Source organism: Bacillota bacterium (assembly GCA_013177945.1).
Lineage (GTDB): Bacteria > Bacillota > DSM-12270 > Thermacetogeniales > Thermacetogeniaceae > Ch130.
In genome coordinates, this window is the sequence record JABLXW010000004.1 from 58,789 (window position 1) to 79,856 (window position 21,068).

The window sequence follows — 21,068 nt, forward strand, 5'->3', positions numbered from 1 at the left end:
CTGTCCGGGGTTCTAGCGCAGGTAGAAAAGGTAGAGATAGATATGTGCAATGATGATCGAAATCAGCATCAGGGGAAAGGCGACCTTTGTGTACTCCAGAAAAGAGAAGGGACAGCCGTTGCGCTCGGCGATCCCGGCAACAGTCACGTTTGCGGAGGCCCCGATCAGGGTTCCGTTCCCCCCCAGGCAGGCGCCCAGTGAAAGCGCCCACCACAATGGAAGGAGGGGCATGCCCGTTAACGCCCCGAGGTCCCTGATCAAGGGAATCATCGTCGCCACAAAGGGAATGTTGTCAACAAACGCGGAGGCAAGAGCAGAAAGCCACAAAATCAGGAAGGCGGTCGTCGCCAGCTTTCCGCCCGTGAGCTGGAGGGAGCCCCGGGCCACGGCGTGGATGACGCCTACCTTGTCAAGGGCCCCTACAACGACAAAAAGGCCCAGGAAGAAAAAGATGGTCGGCCACTCCACGGCAAGGAGGGCCTCTTCAGGGTCGGTCCGGCTCAAAATCAGGAGGAGAGCAGCGCCGCTCAAGGCAATCGTGGCAGACTCCAGCCGGAGGTACTGGTGCAGGAGGAAGCCCAGAATCGTGAGGCTCAAAACGAAGAGGGATTTTTTGAGCAGCAGCCAGTCCCGGATCTGGGCGCGGGGATCAAAATTCAAAATCCGGGTCTTCTGCTCCTGTTTGACCCTCAAACTGCGCCCCCAGATGAGCCAGAAGCAAAAAGCGGTTGCGATAAAAATGACCACGATGACCGGGGTGAGGTTTTTCACAAAATCAAGAAAGCCCAAACCGGTGGCGCTCCCGATCATGATGTTGGGAGGGTCTCCGATTAAAGTGGCCGTCCCCCCGATATTCGAGGCGATGATTTCTGCAAAAAGAAAGGGAATGGGAGGCACGCCCAGGGCCTCGGTGACAGAAAGAGTTACCGGAACAATGAGAAGAACGGTGGTGACATTATCCAGAAAAGCAGAAAGAACCGCGGTAACCGCCGCCAGCACAAGAAGAATCCGGATCGGCTCCCCCCGCACGGCGCGCGCCGACCAGATGGCGAGGAACTGGAAGAGGCCGGTGTGCTTCGTGATCCCGACGATGATCATCATCCCGATCAAAAGACCCAGGGTGTTGAAGTCGATGCTGGCAACCGCCTCGTGCTGAGTGAGAACACCCAGGAAAACCAGCAGGACGGCCCCCGCCAGGGCGACCACCGCCCGATGCACCTTTTCGGAAATGATCAGGCCGTAGGTCAGCAAAAAAATAACAACAGCAGCAATGACCTGCGTCTGTCCCGTCATCCTCTTTTCTCCTTCCCTTTTTCAAACCCTTTTCAAGGCCGTCACCATTCGGTTCAGGCCCTGGTAGTCCCGGTTCACCTGAACCTCCCCCCACCCCTGCTCTTCCAGCAGGCCGGCCAGCAGGGAAGCCTGTCCCGGGCCCACCTCGCAGGCCAGCAGCCCGCCCGGGGCAAGGAAAGCGGCCGCCTGGGGAAGGAGGCGCCGGTAAAGATCCAGCCCGTCGGCCCCCCCATCCAGGGCAAGGCGAGGCTCATACCGGACATCCCGGGGCAAAAAATCAAGGGAGGAGTGGGGAATGTAAGGCAGATTGGCCACAACTGCCGCGCCCCGGCCCGCCCTCCCTTCGGCGCCCAGGGGTGCCAGCAAATCCCCGGCCCGGAACGTGACGCGGTCTTCCACTCCGTGCCGCCGGGCGTTCTCGCGCGCCACGGCCAGGGCCTCTTCCGAAATATCTGTGGCAATCACCCGGAGGCGGGGGTGGTAGCAAGCCAGGCTTACCGCAAGCGCCCCGCACCCGGTGCCGACATCGGCAGCCAGCGGCGCGGACAAATTCTTTTCCTGCCATTCCGCAAGAAACTCCAGGGCTTTTTCCGCCAGCAGCTCCGTTTCCGGGCGGGGAATCAAGACAGCAGGACTCACCAGAAAGGAAAGGGACATGAACTCCCGCGTCCCGGTTAAATAGGCGACAGGAATTCCTGCCGCCCTCCCCTCCAGCAGCTCCCAAAATTTTTCAACAACACCGACGGGAACCTCCCGTTCGGGATAAATCATGAGTTCGGTACGGCTCCGGCCCCAGGCAAAGGCCAGCAAAACCTCGGCCTCCAGGCGGGGGGATTCACTCCCCGCCCTTTTCAAAAAGTGCGCCCCCTCCAGCAGCAGGCTCCCGCAAGTCACTCAGACCCCCACCTCTTTCTGGAGGGCCAGCTCCTGCCGGAGCTGTTCCGCCCGCTGGGCAGTCACCAGCGCGGTAATGATTTCTTCCAGATCCCCGTCCAGGATTTCGGGCAGCCGGTAGAGGGTGAGGCCGATCCGGTGGTCCGTGACCCGGCCCTGGGGAAAGTTATAGGTCCTGATCCGCTCGCTGCGATCCCCGCTTCCCACCTGAGTCCGGCGCAAAGAAGAGATTTCCCCCTGCAGGGCGCGCTGGGCGCGGTCTAGCAGCCGGGCGCGCAGGACCCGCAGGGCCTTCTCTTTATTCTTATGCTGCGACTTTTCGTCCTGGCAGGTAACCACAATCCCTGTCGGGAGGTGGGTGATCCTCACGGCAGACTGGGTGGTGTTCACCGACTGTCCGCCGGGACCGCTGGAGCAGAAAACATCGATCCGCAGGTCCTGGGGGTTGATCTCGACATCAACCTCCTCCGCCTCGGGCAGGACCGCGACGGTTGCCGCCGAAGTGTGGATCCTCCCTCCGGATTCCGTCACCGGGATCCGCTGCACCCGGTGGACGCCGCTCTCGTATTTGAGCTTGCTGAAAACGGCATTCCCGCTTACCTGAAAGATGACCTCCTTGAAGCCTCCCATATCGGTGGGGTGGGTGCTCAAAACCTCAATCCGCCACCCCTGCCGCTCCGCGTAGCGCCCGTACATCCGGAAAAGGTCTGCGGCAAAAAGTGCAGCCTCTTCCCCCCCGGTGCCAGCCCGGATCTCCATGATCACATTCTTCTCGTCCCGGGGGTCCCGGGGCAGGAGCAAAATCTTCAATCTTTCCTCGAGCTTCTCTTTCTTCTCCTGCAGTTCTTCGAGTTCCGCCTCGGCCAGGTCGCGCAGTTCGGGCTCGATCTTCTCCTCCAGCAGGGACCTCGTATTCTTAATCTCGCCGCAGACCCGCTTGTAGGTGCGGTAGGTGTCCACAACCTCGCTCAGTTCAGCATGGCTCTTCGCGACCTTGCGCCATGCTTCCCGGTCGGCGATTACCGCCGGGTCGCCGAGCATCTGCTCCAGCTCCACATAACGGGCCTCTAAAGCTTCAAGTTTTTCCAGCACCCTCCTCACCTCCTCAAACAAGAATTCGTAAAGAAGTCAAAGAATCAGGAGCAACGAGCCTGAGAGGCCGGCCGCTCAGGCTTCAGTTCGCAGCCCTGTCGGGAAGAACGCTCCGCAAGGCTGAAATCGCCACTTCAAGCTGATCCGGATCGGGCTTCCCGGTCGTCAGTTTCTGGAGCCAGAGGCCGGGGAGAATCAGGAGCCCCAGCCCCCGGCGGCGGCGCCGGGCATAGCGGATAAACTCGTAACCAAGTCCGGCTACAAGGGGAAGGAGCAGCAGGCGCGCCCCGAATTTCCACCACCACGGCCCGTTCCCGAGCAGGGCAAAAACGAAAATGCTGATGACAAGCACAACCAGCAGAAAGGAGGTGCCGCAGCCGGGATGGAGAGGGGAACGCTTCGCCGCCTCGGCCACCGTAAGGCTCGCCCCTTCTTCAAAAGTGTTGATTACCATGTGCTCGGCGCCATGGTACTGAAAAACGCGCCTGATGTCCCGCAAGCGGCCGACCGCGACCAGGTACAGCAGAAAAATCCCCAGCCGGCTGGCCCCTTCGACCGTATTCTGCCCCCACGTTCCCAGCCAGGCACGGGTCAGGTGCCCGGCCCAGGTGGGAAGGAAAATAAAAAGAAAGGTTGCCAGCCCCAGCGCCAGGGCCACCGTCAGCCCGATCTCCAGCGAGCTCAAGCCCTCTCCCTCCTCCTCCCCGGCAACCAGGGAAGCAGAAAGGCTTAAAGCACGGACCCCGAGGATCAGCGACTCGATCAAGACCACCGTGCCCCGCACTAGCGGCCACTTCAGAAAAGGGTAGTTCTCTCCCCAGGGAAGGTATTCCTCTTCATTGACAACGATTTTATCTCCCACCCTGACGGCAACCGCAACCGCGCGCGGGCCGCGCATCATCACTCCTTCAATTACCGCCTGGCCGCCGTATTGAAAAGGAGTCCCGGAATCTTTCCTCAAAGGGCGCGCCCCCTTTTCTCGCGCGAAAAAAGAGCAGCACTTCTGCCACCCTTTTCAGCGCCCGTATTTCTTCCGGAATCTCTCGACACGACCGCCCCTTTCAACTACCCGCTGCCTCGTGCCAGTATAAAAGGGATGGCAGTTGGAGCAGACTTCAACCCTCATGCTCTGCCTGGTGGAACCCACTTCAAACCTGGCCCCACAGGCGCAGGTAATCACGGCCCTGGTATAGTTCGGATGAATTCCCTTTTTCACTTTTCTCACCTCCATGCCCATCAACGGTGATTATTATAGCATACCCCCCAACCCCTGGCAAACCCCCGCGGTCGTTCAGCTGAAATCATACCAGGAGGGAAACGGCTCACTCAAGAAAATCTTGACCTGGAGGATGAGCTTTATCAGGAGGCTACTTTACCCCCTGTTGATTCTCTGATATGATTTGTCTCAAAGGATAATAGAAAAGCGGGAAAATTCCGGAGGGGAGAGGAGCAGCAAAGATGAGCGAACAAATGCTCAAAGAAATCCTGAGCGAAATTAAAAACATGAAGGCTCAGATCAACAGGCTCGAAGAGAGGTATGAAGAGGGCCAGCAGAAGATAGAGCAGGACATCGGTGTGCTGCAGCAGGATATGGCAGTGGTGAAGCAGGACATCGGCGGGATGAAGCAGGACATCGGTGTGCTGCAGCAGGACATGGCGGCAGTCAAAGAGGATATCACCGGGATGAAACAGGATATCAGCATTTTACAGCAGGACATGGTAGCGGTGAAGCAGGATATCGGTGTGCTGCAGCAGGACATGGCAGCTGTAAAGCAGGACATCAATGTGATGCGAGGCGACATCGACAACCTGAAACAGGAGGTTAAAGCAACCGGCCAGAAGGTTGATAAACTGGAACTCCGCATAGAGAACGAGGTCATCGAGAAGATCCGCGCTTTGTTTGATGCCCGCCAGGTACATGAAGAGAGGTTTCAGAGAATTATGGACAGGCTGGATGACATCTCGACAGACACCCGCTACCTGGTGGTCCGGGTTGCCAAACTGGAGAAGCTGGCAAAATAAATTGTCCGACCTGGAGATTCAAAAAACATGCAAATAAAAGCGGCTCACCTTATTCGGATGAAGCCGCTTTGTGATTTCTGGCTGTTTTCGTGCACCATTCGCAGTCACCCCGGGAAGTTGCCTGCTCAGGTAAGGGAGGGGGTTGACAGCCCGGTCGCCCTGTCGCAGTTCAAAGTGAAGGTGGGGGCCTGTCGTCCTTCCGGAAGAACCCACCCGGGCGATGATCTCGCCCTTTTCCACGAAATCTCCAACACCAACCAGAACTTCCCGCAGGTGCCCGTACAGAGTTTTGTTTCCGCTGCCATGATCCAGCATTACGGTCCTCCCGTAGACACCCAGCCACCCGGCGAAAACAACCTCTCCGTCTTGGGCGGCCCTGACCGGATCTCCGGGATCTCCTGCAATGTCAAGGCCGTGGTGGAACTCTCCCTCGCGGGGGCCGAAAAACGAAGTGATTTCCCCAAGCAGGGGCCAGGCCAGGCCGTCGTCCCAACCCCGCGCTGCACGATGTGTCTCCTCTAAGGAGCGGGAAGCGGCACCTGTTCCCCCCGGAATGATCAATTCCTTACCCACCGCAAGAAAAGCGGGATCCCTGATCTGATTCCAGGCCATCAACCGCGCCACGCTGACGTGGTAGCGCCGCGCCAGCGACCACAGAGTCTCGCCCGGAGCAACCCGGTGCGTCCGTTCCGCCTGAAACGGGAGCACAAGAATCTGGCCGGGGCGGAGAACCGCCCCGGCTCCAAGCCTGTTTGCGGCACTGATTGCTTCCGGGTTCAAACCGAGGCGCCGGGCGATATCCCACAAAGTATCCCCCCGCCGCACCTCATAGGCAAGCGCCCTCCTTTCCGGAAGGGCTCCCCCGGGCTCCTGCCAGTAAGGAGCGAAACTATCCTCCGCAAGGTAGCCTGAGGCCGGGGAAACAGGGTAAAGGACCGGCCAGAGCAGGAAAAGGACAAAAAAACCGATCCCGATCCATCTCATTGATTTCACCTCGCAAATGCCCGGTTACCCTACTATTTTTGCCTCGCCCCCCAAAATTTATTCACTTCTGCCTCCTCCTGCCTGAAAAACAGAAAAGCACCGGTAGTCCGGCGCTTCTACATCGTGATTCGGTCCTGCAGTTCTCAAGTCAACCCGCCGCTTCAGGCGGCGCCGCGGCAGAAACGGTTATTTGAAGAGCTGGGGCAGGGCGCGCAGGAGATCCCTGTTCGCCTTTGTCTTCTGCATGGCATCGATCAGCATTTCGATAATTTCGCTCGTGCCGTAAGAAGCGAACATCCTCCGGAAGTTCCAGACCAGTTCCAGCTCCTCTTTGCTGAGCAAGAGCTCTTCCCGCCTGGTGCCGGAGCGCTTCACGTCGATGGCCGGGAAGATCCGCTTTTCGGACAGCTTCCGGTCCAGGACCAGCTCCATGTTGCCGGTCCCCTTGAATTCTTCGAAGATCACCTCATCCATCCGGCTTCCCGTTTCGATCAGGGCGGTCGCCAGAATCGTCAGGCTTCCCCCCTCTTCGATGTTTCTTGCCGCACCGAAGAAGCGCTTCGGCTTGTGAAGGGCTGTGGGATCGACGCCACCCGAAAGGGTGCGCCCGGAGGGGGGGACCACCAGGTTGTAGGCCCTGGCAAGGCGGGTGATGCTGTCCAGGAGAATCACCACATCCCGTTTGTGCTCCACCAGACGCTTCGCCCGCTCCAATACCATTTCCGAGACCTTGACGTGGTTTTCCGGGGGCTCGTCAAAGGTGGAGCTGACCACTTCTCCCTGGACGGAACGCTGCATATCGGTTACCTCTTCAGGACGCTCATCAATCAGCAGAACCATCAGGTCGATTTCCGGGTAGTTGGTGGTAATGGCGTTGGCAATTTTCTTCAGCAAAAAGGTTTTCCCGGCCTTGGGGGGAGCTACGATCAGGCCGCGCTGACCCCTCCCCAGGGGAGCAATCAGGTCGATAATCCGGCAGGAGATATCGCCGTTTTGGGTCTCCAGCGTGATCCTTTCATTCGGGAAAATCGGCGTCAGGGCATCAAAGTGGAGCCGCTCGGCTGCCTGTTCGGGGGCATAACCGTTGACGGTTTCGACCCGCAGGAGCGCATAGAAACGCTCCGTTTCTTTAGGGGCGCGCACCTGGCCGGCAACCTTGTCTCCTGTTCTCAAATCAAAGCGCCTGATCTGGGAGGGTGAGACGTAGATGTCGTCATGGCTCGGAACGTAGGCAAAGGGGCGCAAAAAACCGTAGCCGTCGGGAAGGATTTCCAGAACTCCCTGGGCAAAGAGCAGGCCGTCCTTTTCCGTTTGGACCTTCAGGATCTCGAAAATCAGCTCTTTCTTGCGAAGCCGTGAGTAACCAGAAATTTCCAATTCCCGGGCAATCTTGTAAAGCTCCGGCATGGTTTTCTGCTCTAATTCTGCAACGTTCAAGAAAATCCCCCTTATCCGGTAAATTCTCTCAGCTGGATACTCCGGTGATCCGGAAAAAAACAGACAGGTCAGGTGATGAGGAAAAACTATCCTGTGAGCGGCTCACCTGTGGGGTGTTCACGTAATCTCAAAGCAGAGATTAATTCAAGGTAGGTAAACACACTTAAATCATAACACCAGCACACCTGAGAAGTCAAGAACAGGGCCGCGCGTAATCGGGCTTGCGGGAGAAGTGGTGCCGGGCATCAATGAAGCGGATTGTCCCGGTGCGCCCCCGCATCACAACGGAATGAGTCCGCGCCCCCCAGGACGTGTAGTGCACCCCCCGCAGCAAGGTGCTGTCCGTGATGCCGGTGGCGGCGAACATGACATCTTCGCCCTTGACCAGGTCATCCATCGTGAGGATGCGCCGGAAATCTGTAATTCCCATTTTTCTGGCGCGCGCCACCTCATCATCATCCATCGGCCAGAGCCGGGCCTGCATTTCACCCCCCAGGCAGCGGAGGGCGGCGGCAGCAAGAACGCCTTCGGGCGCCCCGCCGATCCCGAGCAGCATATCAACACCGGTGCCTTCAAAAGCAGCGGCTACGGCAGGGGCCACATCTCCGTCGGTAATCAGCTGGATGCGGGAGCCTGCCCTTCTCACCCGCCGGATCAGGTCTTCGTGCCGGGGGCGGTCGAGAATGACCACGGTCAGATCCTCCACCCCTTTATTCAAAGCATCCGCAACAGCCTTAATGTTTTCCTCAACCGGAGCATCCAGATCAATCCTTCCCGCAGCCTTCGGGCCCACGGCGATTTTTTCCATGTACATATCCGGGGCACGCAGCAGGCACCCCCGGGGTGCCACCGCCAGCACGGAAATCGCTCCGGTCAGGCCCTTCGCAACGATGTTCGTCCCTTCGAGGGGATCGACGGCCACATCCACTTCCGGCGGGACTCCGGCTCCCACCTTCTCTCCGATGTAGAGCATCGGAGCCTCATCCATCTCCCCTTCCCCGATTACAACGGTTCCGTCGATCTGAACGGTGTCGAACATCCGGCGCATCGCGGTAACAGCAGCCTCGTCTGCCTTTTCCTTGTTCCCCCGGCCCAGCCAGCGGCCTGCCGCCAGGGCCGCGGCCTCCGTAACCCGGACGAACTCTAAGGTGAGTTCGCGCTCCATTCCGGCTCCTCCTGCCTCCCTAAACTCCCTTCACCTTCTCCCAGTCTGCCTGAAAACGGGCGATTCCCAGGTCGGTGAGGGGGTGCCTGAACATCTGCACAAGCACGTTGAAAGGAACGGTGGCAATATCCGCGCCCAGCCGCGCTGCCTCCAGAACATGCCAGGGGTGGCGGATGCTGGCGGCAATGATCCTGGTAGGAAACTGGTAGTTGCGGAAAATTTTGATAATATCACCCAGGACGGCGGTCCCTTCCTGTCCGATGTCGTCCATTCTTCCGATGAAAGGGCTCACAAAGGCGGCGCCGGCACGCGCCGCCAGCAGGGCCTGCGGGGCGGAAAAAACAAGGGTAATATTTACCCGGATCCCCTCCTGCGCCAGAACGCGCGCCGCCTGCAGGCCGGCCGGTACAACAGGGATTTTGACGACAATGTTGGGGGCAAGCCGGGCGAGCTCCCTTGCTTCCCGGAGAATTCCTTCGGCGTCTAAGCTCATCGCCTCGGCGCTGACGGGGCCCTGGACAAGTTCGCAGATTTCCTTCAAAACCTGGCGAAAATTACGCCCTTCTTTTGCCACAAGGGTGGGGTTCGTGGTCACACCTGAAACCACACCCCACTTCACAGCCTCCCGGATTTCCTCCACATTTGCGGTATCAAGGTAGATTTCCAAATCTGCTCTCTCCTTCCCTTGCCACTTCGAGGATTTTGGCCCGGTTGCAGAGGGTAAAAGGCAGTCTCCTTATTCAGGCCTTGCCGGCGCAGCCGAAAAGGCGGATCTTCTCCCTGATTACTTCCCGTGCCGCGGCGCGGGCAGGCCCCAGGATCTTCCTGGGATCAATTTCGCCCGGGTTTTCCTCGAGCACCTGGCGCATCCCCGCCACGAAAGCCTCCCGGATGTTGGTGTCAATGTTGATCTTGCGGACTCCCAGCGCAATCGCCCGTTTAATGTCCTCGTCGGGGACACCTGAAGAACCGTGAAGCACAAGGGGAACGCCGGTAAGCTCGCGAATTTTCGCAAGGCGCGGAAAATCAAGCTCTGGCTTCCCCTTATAGCGCCCGTGCGCAGTGCCGATGGCAACCGCAAGGGCATTCACCCCGGTTTCTCTGACAAAAATCCGGGCTTCCTCCGGATCGGTAAAAAAGGCTTCCCTTTCCGCGACGCTGATCTCGTCTTCGGTTCCGGTAATCCGACCAAGCTCCCCTTCAACAGAAACCCCTACCGCCTGGGCAACCTCAACCACCCTCCGGGTCAGGGCGATGTTCTCCAGCAAGGGATAGCGCGACCCATCGATCATCACAGAAGTAAACCCGTGCCTGATACAGAGCATCACCTGGGCAAAATCGGTCCCGTGGTCGAGGTGGAGGGCAACGGGAACGCGCGTCCCGGCCGCGGCCTCCCGCGCCAGGGCCACAATGTAATTGATCCCCGCGTATTTAATCGCCCCCTGGCTTGCCTGCAAGATCACCGGGGATCTCTCTGCCTCGGCTGCTTCCATAATGGCCTGGACTATTTCCATGTTGTTGCAGTTAAAGGCGCCAACCGCGTACCCGCCCGCCTCGGCCCGGGTCAGGAGTTCGGAAATGCTGACAAGTCCCACCGGAATGATCCTCCCTTCTACTTCTTGGAACCCCTCCGGTTTCGCCCCACCTTCCTGAATCCAAGCAGCTGGAGGCCCCCCGGCCTGAGCCTGATTTCCCAGATATTCTTCAGCGCTTCCAGATCCTCCCGGGATTCGGCATCAATTACACCGAGAGCACCGCAGCTTGAGCACCTGAGCTCGACCCGTTCCGCAAAGATTTCCACCTCAAGCTGAAGGTTGCCGCACTGGCAGGAAAGATTCCCTTCTTCCGCAATTTTATGCAGAGAGTCCAGGATTTCATACATGATTTCTGGATTGGCAAAATAATCCGTAAAACCCAGGTCCTCCGCCATTTCCCGCAAGGACCGCTCCTGGTTGGCAATACATTTTTTCACCTGTTCCCGGGGGCCCAGAAACCCAACCTCGAGACCGGTCTCCTCGCAGGTCAGGCCGCGCACCTGGGAGGTCCAGATTTCCCTCAAGGAATACTGGAAAAGGTGCTTCCCTTCGCACATCAAGCACTCCAGTTGAAAGTAAAATACCTTGCGGTCCCTGGTGCTGATCAGGAGAAGGGAGGCCCCGCAGGTGCAGGTGAAACGGATCGTTTTCTGAGCAGAAAAAGAAAAAAGGGACAGGGTATGGTACTGGATTTTTCCGCAGCTCGGGCAACGAAGTGCGAGTGCAGTTGTTGTCGCAACGAGCATTTCGCCTACCTCCTCTGCCGCGCGTTCTGCTCTTGGTATTCTTCATTTTCGGGAAAATTCCTTTTTGCCATAAAACATTTTGGCCGCTCTGTCATTTTATGTCGAAGCAGGCTGTCCTGCCTCTACCGGCCGGAAATAAGGGGAGACCGCGAGGGCCTGCCGGATCATCTTCCTCAGATCGGCAAGAGCAAAGGGCTTCACCAGGTAACCGATCACCCCTTTTTCCAGGGCGCGCCGGAACAGCAGCCCATCGCCCCAACCCGTCATCAGGATCACCGGAACCCCGAGCCGCTGCTTCTCCAGCTCAACGAGCACCTCCCACCCCTGCCAGCCCGGCAGGTTCCAGTCAAGCAGGAGCGCGGCAGGAGGTTTCCGTTTAATTTCAGGGAGGACATCCTTGCCATGCGCCAGCACCCGAACCTGATAACCATCCTGCTCAAGCACCTCTTTCAAGAGGAAGCGCACCCCCGGGTGGTTGTCTACAACCAGCAAAAATGCTCCTGAAAAACTCAATTTCTAATCCCCTCCAAAATCGCGACCAAATCCCTGTCCAGTTTAATGTTTTCTCTGGCCTCTCACCCCCTGCTCCGAAACTACCGGGTTTTCAGTCATTTCCGCTCGAATCATGCCGGTTAAAGGGTGATTCTCCTTCTGGCTCCCGCAGCGCTGCTTCCCCACCCTTAACGTAAAGGCGGGGAACTGCAGAGCTGATCACGGTGCGCCGGGCGGGCAGCAAAACCGGGGTTCCAATGCACACCTCCGGTATTTTACCCACATCAACGCAGCACAATCCCATGCCGAGGCGGCCCACAACAGGTGCAGATTTCCCGTTCACCTTTACGTAGTAAGCACCCCAGGGGAATCCCAAAAAGGCCCCTGCCGTCTTGCCCAGTACCTTCACGAGATCCCACCAGCCTGCGGGGCGTGGAGCCACGTCGAGGCCAAATCCGTCGCTGTAACCAACGGGCAAGACCGCAAGCACGGTATCCCTGCGCACCCTGTAGGTCCGCCCGTAGCCCACCGTCGCCCCCCGGGGAAGGCGCTGGAGATGGACAACCCTGGCCCAGAAGGACCAGGTGCCCCGGAGGCTCAGGGGGGCCGACCTGATCCCGGCAGGAAGCTGGCCGTAGAGGAGCGTGCCGGCCCGGACCAGGTCGAGGTGCATCTCGGGGTAGAGGAGAAGGGCGGCGCTGTTGCAAACGTGCCGGAGGGGGATGCGGATTCCCCGGCCCGCGAGGGTGTTGACCACCTCGCGGAAAACCCGGAACTGGCGGCGGGTAAAGGAGGGATCGCCGGCAGCAGCGGAGAAGTGTGTGTAAATTCCCTCCCACTTCAATTCCGGAAGGCTCAAAAGTTCATCCACCTCACTCCAGAAGGAGGCAGGGGTAAAGCCTGTGCGCCCCATTCCGGTTTCGATTTTCACGTGCATGGGGATTCTTTCCCCTATCTTACGGGCTGCAGCAGCGAGGCGTTTTGCCTGCTGGAGATCGCTTAAGGTAACGGTCAGACGGTAGGCCGCAGCAATTTCCTCCTCTCCGGGCAGAAGGGGGCGAAAAATCAAAACGGGAGCGGCAATCCCCGCCTCTCTTAAAACGACCCCCTCCTCGGGGTGGGTAACCCCCAGCATATCGGCGCCCCGGGCGAGGGCAGCACGCGCCGCGGGAACCAGGCCGTGCCCGTACCCGTCCCCCTTGACAACAGCCATCAACCGCACACCGGGGGAAAGCAGCCCCTTGACCTGGGCCGTATTGTGGGCGATCGCCTCCAGGTCAACCTCGATCCAGCGCGCCGGGTTGATCTCTTCTTTCATCACCTGATCTCACTCCTCCCCGGCAAGAAGCGCTTCATCCTTTTTCCCGCCCTGGCGCAAAAAGCGCGCGAGCCGCCGGTAAAGAGGAAGAACCCGCGTCCAGAGGAAGTACCAGAAAGGAGAAAGGACCAGGTCGTACTCCCCGATAAACTCGGTAAACCGCGCCCCAAACCCCTTTTTAAAGCGGTACAACCCGTGCAGGGGGTTTTCAGGATCGGCATCACCGGGTACACCCCGGAAATCGTAGATCCTGCAGCCCAGCTCCTTGGCCCAACGGATCATCGTCCACTGGAGGAGGTGGTTCGGCATCACGTTCCGGAAGCGGTTGCCTGAAGCGCCGTACAGGTACCAGACCCGTTCCCCGCAGTGAAAGGCCAGGGCGCCGGCAATCACCTCGCCCTGGTACTCGGCAAGAAAGATCTGGGCCGTCCCGCGGCTCACGAAAAGATCCCAGATTCTCTCGAAATAGGAGCAGGCCCGGATGAGAAACCTGTCGCGGGCTGCTGTTTCCAAAAGAAGCCTGTAAAAGATTTCGAGATCGGAGCGGTCGCGGGCGACCCGGACCTGGACCCCCTTGCGCGCTGCGAGGCGAATATTGTACCTGGTCTTGCCTTCCATTGCCGCAAGGATTTTCTCTTCAGGGGGAGTGAGGTCGAGGCGAAAAACGAAGCGGGGCTGGATTCCCCCGAACCCTACGCGATTTCCGGCAGGGCGGAACCCCCGCTTTTCAAGCCGGGTGCGGTAGCCCTCGTCCTCTTTGGGGATGTCCGGATCCACCTTTAGAAAAATCGCCCGGTTGAGGCGTGCTATTTTCTTAACCTCACCCCAGAAAAAGTCCTCGGCTTCTGGATCGCATCCTTCTCCCAGCACGGGACCACGGGGTGCGTAGAGAATCGTGCGGTTGAAAAAGGGGAGGCGGCGCTTCAAGAGGGAAACTGCAGCAACCGGAAGCTCTCCCTTGAAGACCATAAGGCGCAGGGGTTCCCAGCCCGTTGCCTTTTTCAATTCACCCCACTCGTAAGTCTGAAGAAAATGGGGCTTCGGAGAAGAACGGATGAAATCATTAAAAAAATCTCGTTCTGCATCCCCAATCAGACGCATCCGGTACACAAAAGCCAACCTCCGCCCAGGTCAGACTCCTGGAAAATTTAAAGCAGCCCCGATGAAATCCCGGAAAAGGGGATGGGGCCTGTTGGGGCGAGACTTGAATTCAGGATGAAACTGGCAGGCCACGAACCAGGGGTGGTCCGGAATCTCGATGATTTCCACCAGCCTCCCATCGGGAGAGGTGCCAGTGATCCGCAGCCCTTTCTCCGTGAGAAGCTCCCGGAATTCATTGTTGAATTCATAGCGGTGGCGGTGGCGCTCCTCTACAACCTCGGCACCATAAGCCCGCGCGGCGCGGCTGTCAGGGAGGAGCCTGCAGGGGTAAATCCCGAGGCGCATCGTTCCTCCCAGATCCCTGACCTCCCGCTGCTCGGGGAGAAGGTCGATCACAGGATAGGGAGTGGCGGGCTCGAATTCGGTGCTGTTGGCATCCGTCAAGCCGCAGGCGTTCCGGGCAAATTCGATAACCGCGCACTGCATCCCCAGGCAAATTCCAAAAAAAGGCACCCGCTTTGTCCGGGCGTAATTGATCGCCTTGATCTTGCCGGCAATTCCCCGGCTGCCGAAGCCGCCGGGAACAAGGATCCCGTTCGCCCCGCCAAGCATCTTCTCCGGATTTTCCCTTTCCAGATCCTCAGCATCCACCCAGACGATCTCCACTGCAGCCTGATGGGCAATTCCCCCATGGCAGAGGGCTTCCCCAATGCTCAGGTAGGCATCTTTGAGATCCGTGTACTTCCCCACAACCGCAACCCTGACGCGATATTTCGGATTGCGGCAGATGGAAACAAGCTCCTCCCACTCCCGCAGGTCCGGCTTCCGGCGCGGCAGCCCCAGGCGCTCCACCACAATCTCGGCCAGCCCCTCCTTTTCCAGACGGAGGGGAACCTCATAAATCGAGGCCGCATCCACGGCCTCGATCACGGCATTCACATCGATATCGCAGAAAAGGGCAATCTTATCCTTCAGGTCTTTGGTGAGGGGGCGCTCGCAGCGGCAGACGATGATATCCGGCTGGATGCCGATGCTGCGCAGCTCCTTCACGCTGTGCTGGGTGGGCTTCGTTTTCAACTCACCTGCGGCCTTTAAATACGGGACGAGGGTGACGTGGACATACAGCACCCGCTCCCGGCCGACATCTCCCTTGAACTGGCGGATTGCCTCCAGGAAGGGAAGGGATTCGATGTCCCCCACCGTTCCTCCGATTTCGGTGATCACCACATCAGGTTTTTCCTCAACGGCAATGCGCTGGATAAACTCCTTGATCTCATTGGTAATGTGAGGGATGACCTGCACCGTACCCCCTAAAAAATCCCCCCGGCGCTCCTTCCGGATCACCGACCAGTAGACGAGACCGGCAGTTACGTTGCTGTGCCGGGTCAGGTTCCGGTCGATAAAGCGCTCGTAGTGGCCCAGGTCGAGGTCGGTTTCCGCGCCGTCATCTGTAACAAAAACCTCTCCGTGCTGGTAAGGGCTCATCGTCCCCGGGTCGATGTTGATGTAGGGATCAAATTTCTGGATGGAAACCTTTAGGCCCCGGCTCTTCAGCAGGCATCCCAGGGATGCGGCGGTGATCCCCTTCCCCAGGGAAGATACAACCCCACCTGTAATAAAGATGTATTTCGTCAAATCCTCTCCCCTCTTTTCCTCGTTAATTCCTCGATTCCCTTTTTATACAACGCCCATTCTAAACATAATCTCTCAGGGTTGTCAAGGGGAAGCTGAGGGCGGGGGTTTCTCTGAGTACGGCAGCCGGCTAGTGGATGTAGTCGAGGACCACAACTTCCTGCTCCCCGGGCAGACTTCCACCATCTCCTGCAAATTCTTTTTCCCGCCGCACCCGGTCAAAAAAGCGGGTAAAATCCTCCACCGGGCCAAGTTCGAAGGTCAGGGCCGGGGTCCGGTAGTGCATCGGGATCACGACCCGGGGTGCCAGCTGCTCCACTACCTTGCGCGCCCCGGCGGCATCGATCGTATAAACCCCGCCCACCGGAACCATCAAGAGGTCGATTTTCCCCAGCTCCCGGACGGTGGCAGGCTCGAGGACGTGCCCCAGGTCCCCCAGGTGACAGAGCCTGATCCCGTCCATCTCCCAAACAAAGATGAGATTCCTGCCCCGCTTCGCACCCTTCACCTCATCGTGGAAAACGGAAAAACCCTCCACCTGGAGCCCCCGCACGCGGTGGCGACCCGGCTCCCTGATCACAGCCGGACGCCCCGGCAGCCCCTCAACCGCGTTGTGGTCGTAGTGGTCGTGGCTCACAGTCACCAGATCCACTTTCTCCCGGGGCGGAGCGTAACCCACCTCTTTGCTGAAAGGATCCGTCAGGAGGCGAACCCCGCTCCCTTCACAAACAAAACAGGCATGTCCAAACCAGCGAATCCGCATCACGCCACCTCCCTGAGTTTAGTAATCTTCTCCTTCCAGTTCCCCCTGCTCTAGATGCCCTCCTTTATCCCGGAGCACTTCATGGGCAGGAAAATAGTCCTCCTCCAGCTGCTCCCGACCTGAAAGCCGGGGCGCCCCGTCATCGTATTCCACCGTCTTGTGCATCAGTGAAAGGAGGGGAACACGCCGCCCCCCCTTTTCAGGCGACCAGCTCCGCAGCCCCCACCGCCCCTGGCCCAAACAGGTAAAGCGGGGATCAAGATTGAGCCAGGTATAAAACCTGGCTTTTGCCCGCACCAGATCCTCTTCCTCACCGAAGAACCTTTTTGCCACTTCTTCCATCAAGATCGAATAGTGAAGAGGGTGGCCGCTGGTCTTGATCAGTTCGTAAACGAAATTGAGGATTTCGGTTTTTTCTTCCCATCCTTCTCCGTACATCTCCCCGACCCCCTTTGCTGTTACATCCTCTCCGGTGCTGAAACTCCTAAAAGCTTCAGGGTGTTCCGCAAAGCAATGCGGGATGCGTTTACGAGCACAAGACGTGCCGCGCGCAAAACAGGGTCCTCCGTGAGGACGCGGCAGGTTGTATAAAAACCGTGAAAAAGGGTGGCCAGTTCGTACGCGTAATGGGCAAGACGGTGAGGTTCGAGGTGGGTTGCCGCAAAAAGGATCTCCCCCGGCAGTTCAGCGATCTTCCGGATCAGGGCAAGCTCCGCGGGGTCCCGAAGAACCTCCAGAACCGCCTCCTCCGCCCGGGGCGGAGGGGCGTCACTCTGGCGCAGGATGCTGCAGATCCGGGCATGGGCGTACTGGATGTAGTAAACCGGGTTTTCACTGGACTGCTCCCGGGCCAGGTCAAGATCGAAATCAAGGTGGCTGTCCGCGCTCCGCATCACAAAAAAGTAGCGCGCGGCATCCCGCCCAACCTCCTCCATAAGTTCCCTTAAAGTTATGTACTCCCCGGTCCGCTTCGACATCCGGACCAGCTCGCCGCCTCTAAAAAGCCTGACGAGCTGCATGATAATTACTTCGAGCCGGTCCGGGTCTAACCCCAGGGCGCGCAGCGCCCCCTTCAAGCGGGAGACGTGGCCGTGGTGGTCTGCTCCCCAGATGTTGATAACCCGGCTGAAGCCCCGCCGGAACTTATTCTGGTGGTAGGCGATGTCGGCTGCAAAGTATGTGGGGGTCCCGTTGCTCCGCACCAGGACCTCGTCCTTTTCTTCCCCGAAAAGGGTGGAACGAAACCAGAGCGCGCCCTCTTCTTCGTAAAGATACCCCTTCGCCTGCAGCTCCCTCAAGACCTCTTCTACGGCCCCGGAGTCGTGAAGGGACTGCTCGGAAAACCAGACATCATAAACAACCCCGAAGTCGGCAAGATCCCGTTCCATTTGCGCCAGTTTTTCCTTGAGGGCGTATTTAATCAGCCTCTCCCGCCTGAGATCCGGGTCAATCCCCACATACCTGTCGCCAACCTGCGCAATCAAGCCCTTCATGCTTTCAATCAGATCTTCACCGGGGTAGCCGTCTTCCGGAAAGGGCACATCATAGCCCAGCAACTGGAGATACCTGGCCTCAAGGGACAGCCCGAAGGTTTCAATTTGATTTCCAGCATCATTGATGTAAAACTCCCGCGTCACGTCGTAGCCTGCTGCGGTGAGGATGTTGGCAAGAGTATCTCCCAGGGCGGCGCCCCGGGCGTTCCCCATGTGCAGGAGGCCGGTAGGGTTCGCGCTGACAAATTCCACCTGGACCTTCTCCCCCTGCCCCAGGTCGGAGCAGCCGTAGCGTTCATCCTGGGCCTCCACCTCAACCAAAACCTCATAAAGCCAGGAGGGATCCAGAAAAAAGTTGATAAACCCCGGCCCCGCCACCTCCGTTCGGGAAAGGTAAGCCACCTCACCGGCAGGAAAAAACTGCAGGAGTGCCTGCGCAACGGCGCGCGGGGGCCGCCCCAGCTCCCTGGCAAGAAGCAAAGCCAGGTTTGTGGCAAAATCCCCGTGCGCCCTTTCGCGGGGCACCTCAAGGGCAAAAGAGGGCAGGGACTCCCAGGCAATTTCCCCTTGTTCCCGCGCCCCCCGTGCCGCCCTGACCAATCCCTGATAGATCTCACTTCTGATCCGCTCTAAAACCCCCATCGCCAACTCCTTCAGCCTGAAATTTTTTTCGCTTTTCTATTATCTGGCATGAAAAACCTTTTATGCAAGGCCCCGTTTCAACCCCAAAACTATCTCAACGGGAGATGGATGACAACCCTGCAGCCTCGATCCGGGTTATTTTCAATTTTAATCGTTCCACCATGGTTTTGAACAATTGCCCGGGAAATGTAAAGCCCCAGGCCGGTCCCCGTCTCTTTCGTGGTAAAGAAGGGCTCAAAGACCTGGGCCTGAATCGCCTCTGGAACCCCCGGCCCCGTATCCCGGACCGCAATCTGAACCCCATCCTCCTCCCGGTCCAGCTCTACCGCAACCCCGATTTCCCCTCCCTCCGGCATCACCTCAAAAGCGTTGGTAAAAACATTTAAAAGCACCTGTTTGAACTGCTCTTCATCCAGGGAAACCGGCGGCAGGTCCGGCGCAAAGCATGTTTTGACAGCAATCCTCCGGCGTCCCCACTCGCTTCCCAGCAGCTTGACGACGCTTTCGATCAGGCTTTCCAAACGGCAGGGCTTGCGCTGGGGGAGGCCGGGTTTCGCCAGACGGAGAAAGTCCCCGATAATGGAGTTTACGCGCCTCAAAGCATCCAGCATAATATCCACATACTCGACGCGGGGCGTCCCCTCCAGCTCTTTCTTGAGCAGCTGCAGGAACCCTCCCACCGCAGTCAGGTGGTTCCTGATTTCATGAACCGCCCCTGCCGCCAGCTGGCCCATGATCGCAAGGCGCTCGGCCCGGATCACCGCCTGTTCCAGCTCATTCTGGTGCCTGGCGTCCCAGAGAACGGCCATTGCCCCTACCCTCTCCCCGTCTTCGGCAACCAGGGTATGGGTGCTCACATAGGCGGGAAAAGGGCAGATAAAGGGGAACAATGCCTCCGGAGGAACCCGGCCGAATTCCTTTCCGGTGGCCAGAGTAACCAGCAACGGGTGCTCCCCCGGGAACTCCTTCTCCCCAAAAAGCTCCCGAAGATCGCGCCCCAGGACCTCTTGCCCGGCAATCCCCGCCAGTTCTCCAAGAAAACGGTTCAACCCGACAATCTTCTCCCACCGGTCGATGATGAGCACCCCTGCCGGAAAACCGTTTAAAACCTCGTGAAGCGTGGGTCGCAGCAACTGATGGTATCCCAAGAACGGTTCCTCCCTCATTTTTCCCCGCTAACCCTCAAAATAAGCCCTGATCAGCTCCCCGTGTCGCAAACGGTAAACAGTATACGGGCCGCTCCCGTTCTTCTCCAGAATCCCGATCTTCGCCAGCATCGCGGCGGCAGCAGCAACATCCTCAAGCGGACGGTGGAGGCGCCGCGCCAGACCTGCAGCGGTATCTCTGGTATGAGGATTCGCCTGAAAAAAGGTCAGGAGTTCGATGCGAATAATGCTCCCCCTGACCCCCCCTTTTTCCGGGAGAGAATAGTGCTGGTCAGACAAGGGGCTCACTCCCTACCGCCTGCGCTTCACTTTCATCAGGCAAAGCGTGGAATTCGCAGTAGTCCCCCTCCAGCGACTCGCACCTCATTTCTTCGCACAGGATGGGACGCCCAAGAATAACGGTTAAATAGGCGGAGAACATCCCCCGGAGCAGGTCGCAGACAACCCGCGGCGACCGGTAAAGCTCGCCGTACTTTCTGATTGTCGCCACTTCGAAGGAATTGTAGCACCTGATCACAGCCCTCCCGGCCTCGGGTTCCAGGAAGATTAGCTCCACCCGGGCCAGGCCGCAGTTTTTAACCTCTTCGAAGAGGGCTTCGAGGGCTTCGAGGGGAGTGCTGTAATAGCTTTTCGCCTGCCGGGCAACCGTGAAGGCGGACTGGTAGCCTGCATCGTAAAGCACGGTCTTGAGGATATGGGGGGCGTACTCTTTTATCGCAACAAGGATCGAGTTGTAGGTCTCCTTGGGCAAAAGGATCGCCCTTTCTCCCGCAATCTTTAAAAGATCCCCTTCGCGGGTGACGATTTCCGTCTTCAGGCGCCTGGCGGGGAAAATCCGGCCGCGGCAAGAATCTGCCTCCACATCGATTTCCACCGCCGTAGAATACTCGACTCCCAGCACCTGCTGGAGGGCGGCCTGGAGCGCACCCAGGCGGGGGCAGTAAAAGAAAAGCTCCTCTTTTTCTGCCCCCCGGCAGAAATCCTGGTAAACGCAGCGGCTCCGGCTCAAGTGCACCAGAACGCTGTCCCCCTCTTCCTCCAGATGGTAGGCGCTCGCCCGCAAGAAACCCTCGCGGTCGAGGACGTTCAAATAGGCTTTGCAGATATCTACAGGGCGCCGGCTGGACAGCTCCAGCTTTTTCCCGTACTCGGCCAGGACCCGCTCCCCGACGCCGCGGGTCACCTCCTCCAGCCAGTACTTCCCGCTGAAAGGAATCGCAGCAACCGTTTTGCTCAGCGTCAAATAAAGGTAATTCAAGACCTTCCGGTAAATTTCCACGCTTTCGTCCACTG

At 58.6% G+C, this 21,068-nt stretch carries 22 protein-coding genes; 1 reads left to right on the forward strand and 21 read right to left on the reverse strand.

The genetic code is table 11. From position 1 onward, the window contains the following. Window positions 1-12 precede the first annotated feature (12 nt). The 5 genes from HPY58_03680 to rpmE all read right to left on the reverse strand — a co-directional run bounded on the left by HPY58_03680 (window position 13) and on the right by rpmE (window position 4,495). Complete coding sequence (locus HPY58_03680; GenBank protein ID NPV28752.1) at window positions 13-1,293, reverse strand: ArsB/NhaD family transporter; 1,281 nt, start codon at window positions 1,291-1,293, stop codon at window positions 13-15. Between the two features lie 21 nt (window positions 1,294-1,314). Beyond that, window positions 1,315-2,187: a peptide chain release factor N(5)-glutamine methyltransferase gene (gene prmC, locus HPY58_03685; protein NPV28753.1), complete on the reverse strand. Its 873-nt coding sequence runs from the start codon at window positions 2,185-2,187 to the stop codon at window positions 1,315-1,317. Then, window positions 2,188-3,279: a peptide chain release factor 1 gene (gene prfA / locus HPY58_03690; protein ID NPV28754.1), complete on the reverse strand. Its 1,092-nt coding sequence runs from the start codon at window positions 3,277-3,279 to the stop codon at window positions 2,188-2,190. Window positions 3,280-3,361: 82 nt separating this feature from the next. Continuing rightward, window positions 3,362-4,180 carry a DUF1385 domain-containing protein gene (locus tag HPY58_03695; protein ID NPV28755.1) on the reverse strand — a complete coding sequence of 273 codons (819 nt, stop codon included), beginning with the start codon at window positions 4,178-4,180 and terminating at the stop codon, window positions 3,362-3,364. Window positions 4,181-4,294: 114 nt separating this feature from the next. Next, a complete protein-coding gene (gene rpmE, locus HPY58_03700; GenBank protein NPV28756.1) occupies window positions 4,295-4,495 on the reverse strand; it encodes a 50S ribosomal protein L31 in 201 nt (66 codons plus the stop codon). Window positions 4,496-4,737: 242 nt separating this feature from the next. Between rpmE and HPY58_03705 the strand changes: the two genes are divergently transcribed. After that, a complete protein-coding gene (locus tag HPY58_03705; protein ID NPV28757.1) occupies window positions 4,738-5,301 on the forward strand; it encodes a hypothetical protein in 564 nt (187 codons plus the stop codon). A gap of 18 nt (window positions 5,302-5,319) precedes the next feature. Here the strand turns inward: HPY58_03705 and HPY58_03710 are convergent, their stop codons facing one another. The 16 genes from HPY58_03710 to HPY58_03785 all read right to left on the reverse strand — a co-directional run bounded on the left by HPY58_03710 (window position 5,320) and on the right by HPY58_03785 (window position 21,066). Then, window positions 5,320-6,294 carry a M23 family metallopeptidase gene (locus HPY58_03710; protein NPV28758.1) on the reverse strand — a complete coding sequence of 325 codons (975 nt, stop codon included), beginning with the start codon at window positions 6,292-6,294 and terminating at the stop codon, window positions 5,320-5,322. 177 nt (window positions 6,295-6,471) lie between these two features. Then, window positions 6,472-7,722, reverse strand: coding sequence for a transcription termination factor Rho (rho, locus tag HPY58_03715; protein NPV28759.1), 1,251 nt, complete (start codon window positions 7,720-7,722; stop codon window positions 6,472-6,474). 193 nt (window positions 7,723-7,915) lie between these two features. Next, window positions 7,916-8,887, reverse strand: coding sequence for a class II fructose-bisphosphatase (glpX, locus tag HPY58_03720; protein ID NPV28760.1), 972 nt, complete (start codon window positions 8,885-8,887; stop codon window positions 7,916-7,918). A gap of 19 nt (window positions 8,888-8,906) precedes the next feature. Further along, complete coding sequence (fsa, locus tag HPY58_03725; protein ID NPV28761.1) at window positions 8,907-9,554, reverse strand: fructose-6-phosphate aldolase; 648 nt, start codon at window positions 9,552-9,554, stop codon at window positions 8,907-8,909. 73 nt (window positions 9,555-9,627) lie between these two features. Beyond that, window positions 9,628-10,482: a class II fructose-1,6-bisphosphate aldolase gene (locus tag HPY58_03730; GenBank protein NPV28762.1), complete on the reverse strand. Its 855-nt coding sequence runs from the start codon at window positions 10,480-10,482 to the stop codon at window positions 9,628-9,630. 17 nt (window positions 10,483-10,499) lie between these two features. Beyond that, entirely contained in the window at window positions 10,500-11,168 is a 669-nt protein-coding gene (locus HPY58_03735) for a hypothetical protein (GenBank protein ID NPV28763.1), read from the reverse strand. Window positions 11,169-11,264: 96 nt separating this feature from the next. Beyond that, window positions 11,265-11,681 carry a response regulator gene (locus HPY58_03740; GenBank protein NPV28764.1) on the reverse strand — a complete coding sequence of 139 codons (417 nt, stop codon included), beginning with the start codon at window positions 11,679-11,681 and terminating at the stop codon, window positions 11,265-11,267. A 91-nt stretch (window positions 11,682-11,772) separates the two neighbouring features. After that, window positions 11,773-12,981: an alanine racemase gene (gene alr / locus HPY58_03745; GenBank protein ID NPV28765.1), complete on the reverse strand. Its 1,209-nt coding sequence runs from the start codon at window positions 12,979-12,981 to the stop codon at window positions 11,773-11,775. A gap of 6 nt (window positions 12,982-12,987) precedes the next feature. Continuing rightward, on the reverse strand, window positions 12,988-14,079 hold the full coding sequence (locus tag HPY58_03750) for a peptidoglycan bridge formation glycyltransferase FemA/FemB family protein (protein ID NPV28766.1): 1,092 nt from the start codon (window positions 14,077-14,079) through the stop codon (window positions 12,988-12,990). A gap of 30 nt (window positions 14,080-14,109) precedes the next feature. Beyond that, window positions 14,110-15,714, reverse strand: a complete 1,605-nt coding sequence (locus tag HPY58_03755) for a CTP synthase (GenBank protein ID NPV28767.1) — start codon at window positions 15,712-15,714, stop codon at window positions 14,110-14,112. Between the two features lie 127 nt (window positions 15,715-15,841). Next, on the reverse strand, window positions 15,842-16,477 hold the full coding sequence (locus HPY58_03760; protein NPV28768.1) for an MBL fold metallo-hydrolase: 636 nt from the start codon (window positions 16,475-16,477) through the stop codon (window positions 15,842-15,844). Window positions 16,478-16,492: 15 nt separating this feature from the next. Next, complete coding sequence (rpoE, locus tag HPY58_03765) at window positions 16,493-16,912, reverse strand: DNA-directed RNA polymerase subunit delta (GenBank protein NPV28769.1); 420 nt, start codon at window positions 16,910-16,912, stop codon at window positions 16,493-16,495. 20 nt (window positions 16,913-16,932) lie between these two features. Continuing rightward, window positions 16,933-18,609 (reverse strand): arginine--tRNA ligase, encoded by a 1,677-nt coding sequence (locus tag HPY58_03770; GenBank protein NPV28770.1) that lies wholly within the window; start codon window positions 18,607-18,609, stop codon window positions 16,933-16,935. 89 nt (window positions 18,610-18,698) lie between these two features. Next, the gene (locus HPY58_03775; GenBank protein ID NPV28771.1) at window positions 18,699-19,757 is read right to left on the reverse strand and encodes a PAS domain-containing protein; all 1,059 of its coding nucleotides are present in this window, start codon (window positions 19,755-19,757) and stop codon (window positions 18,699-18,701) included. Between the two features lie 27 nt (window positions 19,758-19,784). After that, window positions 19,785-20,054: a hypothetical protein gene (locus tag HPY58_03780; GenBank protein ID NPV28772.1), complete on the reverse strand. Its 270-nt coding sequence runs from the start codon at window positions 20,052-20,054 to the stop codon at window positions 19,785-19,787. Next, window positions 20,047-21,066, reverse strand: coding sequence for a 4-vinyl reductase (locus HPY58_03785; protein ID NPV28773.1), 1,020 nt, complete (start codon window positions 21,064-21,066; stop codon window positions 20,047-20,049). Before HPY58_03785 ends, HPY58_03780 begins: the two co-directional genes overlap by 8 nt. Window positions 21,067-21,068: the final 2 nt, after the last annotated feature.

What these genes read in the sequence shown, in the direction of transcription:
- HPY58_03680 (NPV28752.1), bottom strand. Translation starts at nt 1,293, where the DNA reads ATGACGGGACAGACGCAGGTCATTGCTGCTGTTGTTATTTTTTTGCTG.
- HPY58_03695 (NPV28755.1), bottom strand. Translation starts at nt 4,180, where the DNA reads ATGATGCGCGGCCCGCGCGCGGTTGCGGTTGCCGTCAGGGTGGGAGAT.
- HPY58_03705 (NPV28757.1), top strand. Translation starts at nt 4,738, where the DNA reads ATGAGCGAACAAATGCTCAAAGAAATCCTGAGCGAAATTAAAAACATG.
- glpX (NPV28760.1), bottom strand. Translation starts at nt 8,887, where the DNA reads ATGGAGCGCGAACTCACCTTAGAGTTCGTCCGGGTTACGGAGGCCGCG.
- HPY58_03735 (NPV28763.1), bottom strand. Translation starts at nt 11,168, where the DNA reads ATGCTCGTTGCGACAACAACTGCACTCGCACTTCGTTGCCCGAGCTGC.
- HPY58_03750 (NPV28766.1), bottom strand. Translation starts at nt 14,079, where the DNA reads ATGCGTCTGATTGGGGATGCAGAACGAGATTTTTTTAATGATTTCATC.
- rpoE (NPV28769.1), bottom strand. Translation starts at nt 16,912, where the DNA reads ATGTACGGAGAAGGATGGGAAGAAAAAACCGAAATCCTCAATTTCGTT.
- HPY58_03770 (NPV28770.1), bottom strand. Translation starts at nt 18,609, where the DNA reads ATGGGGGTTTTAGAGCGGATCAGAAGTGAGATCTATCAGGGATTGGTC.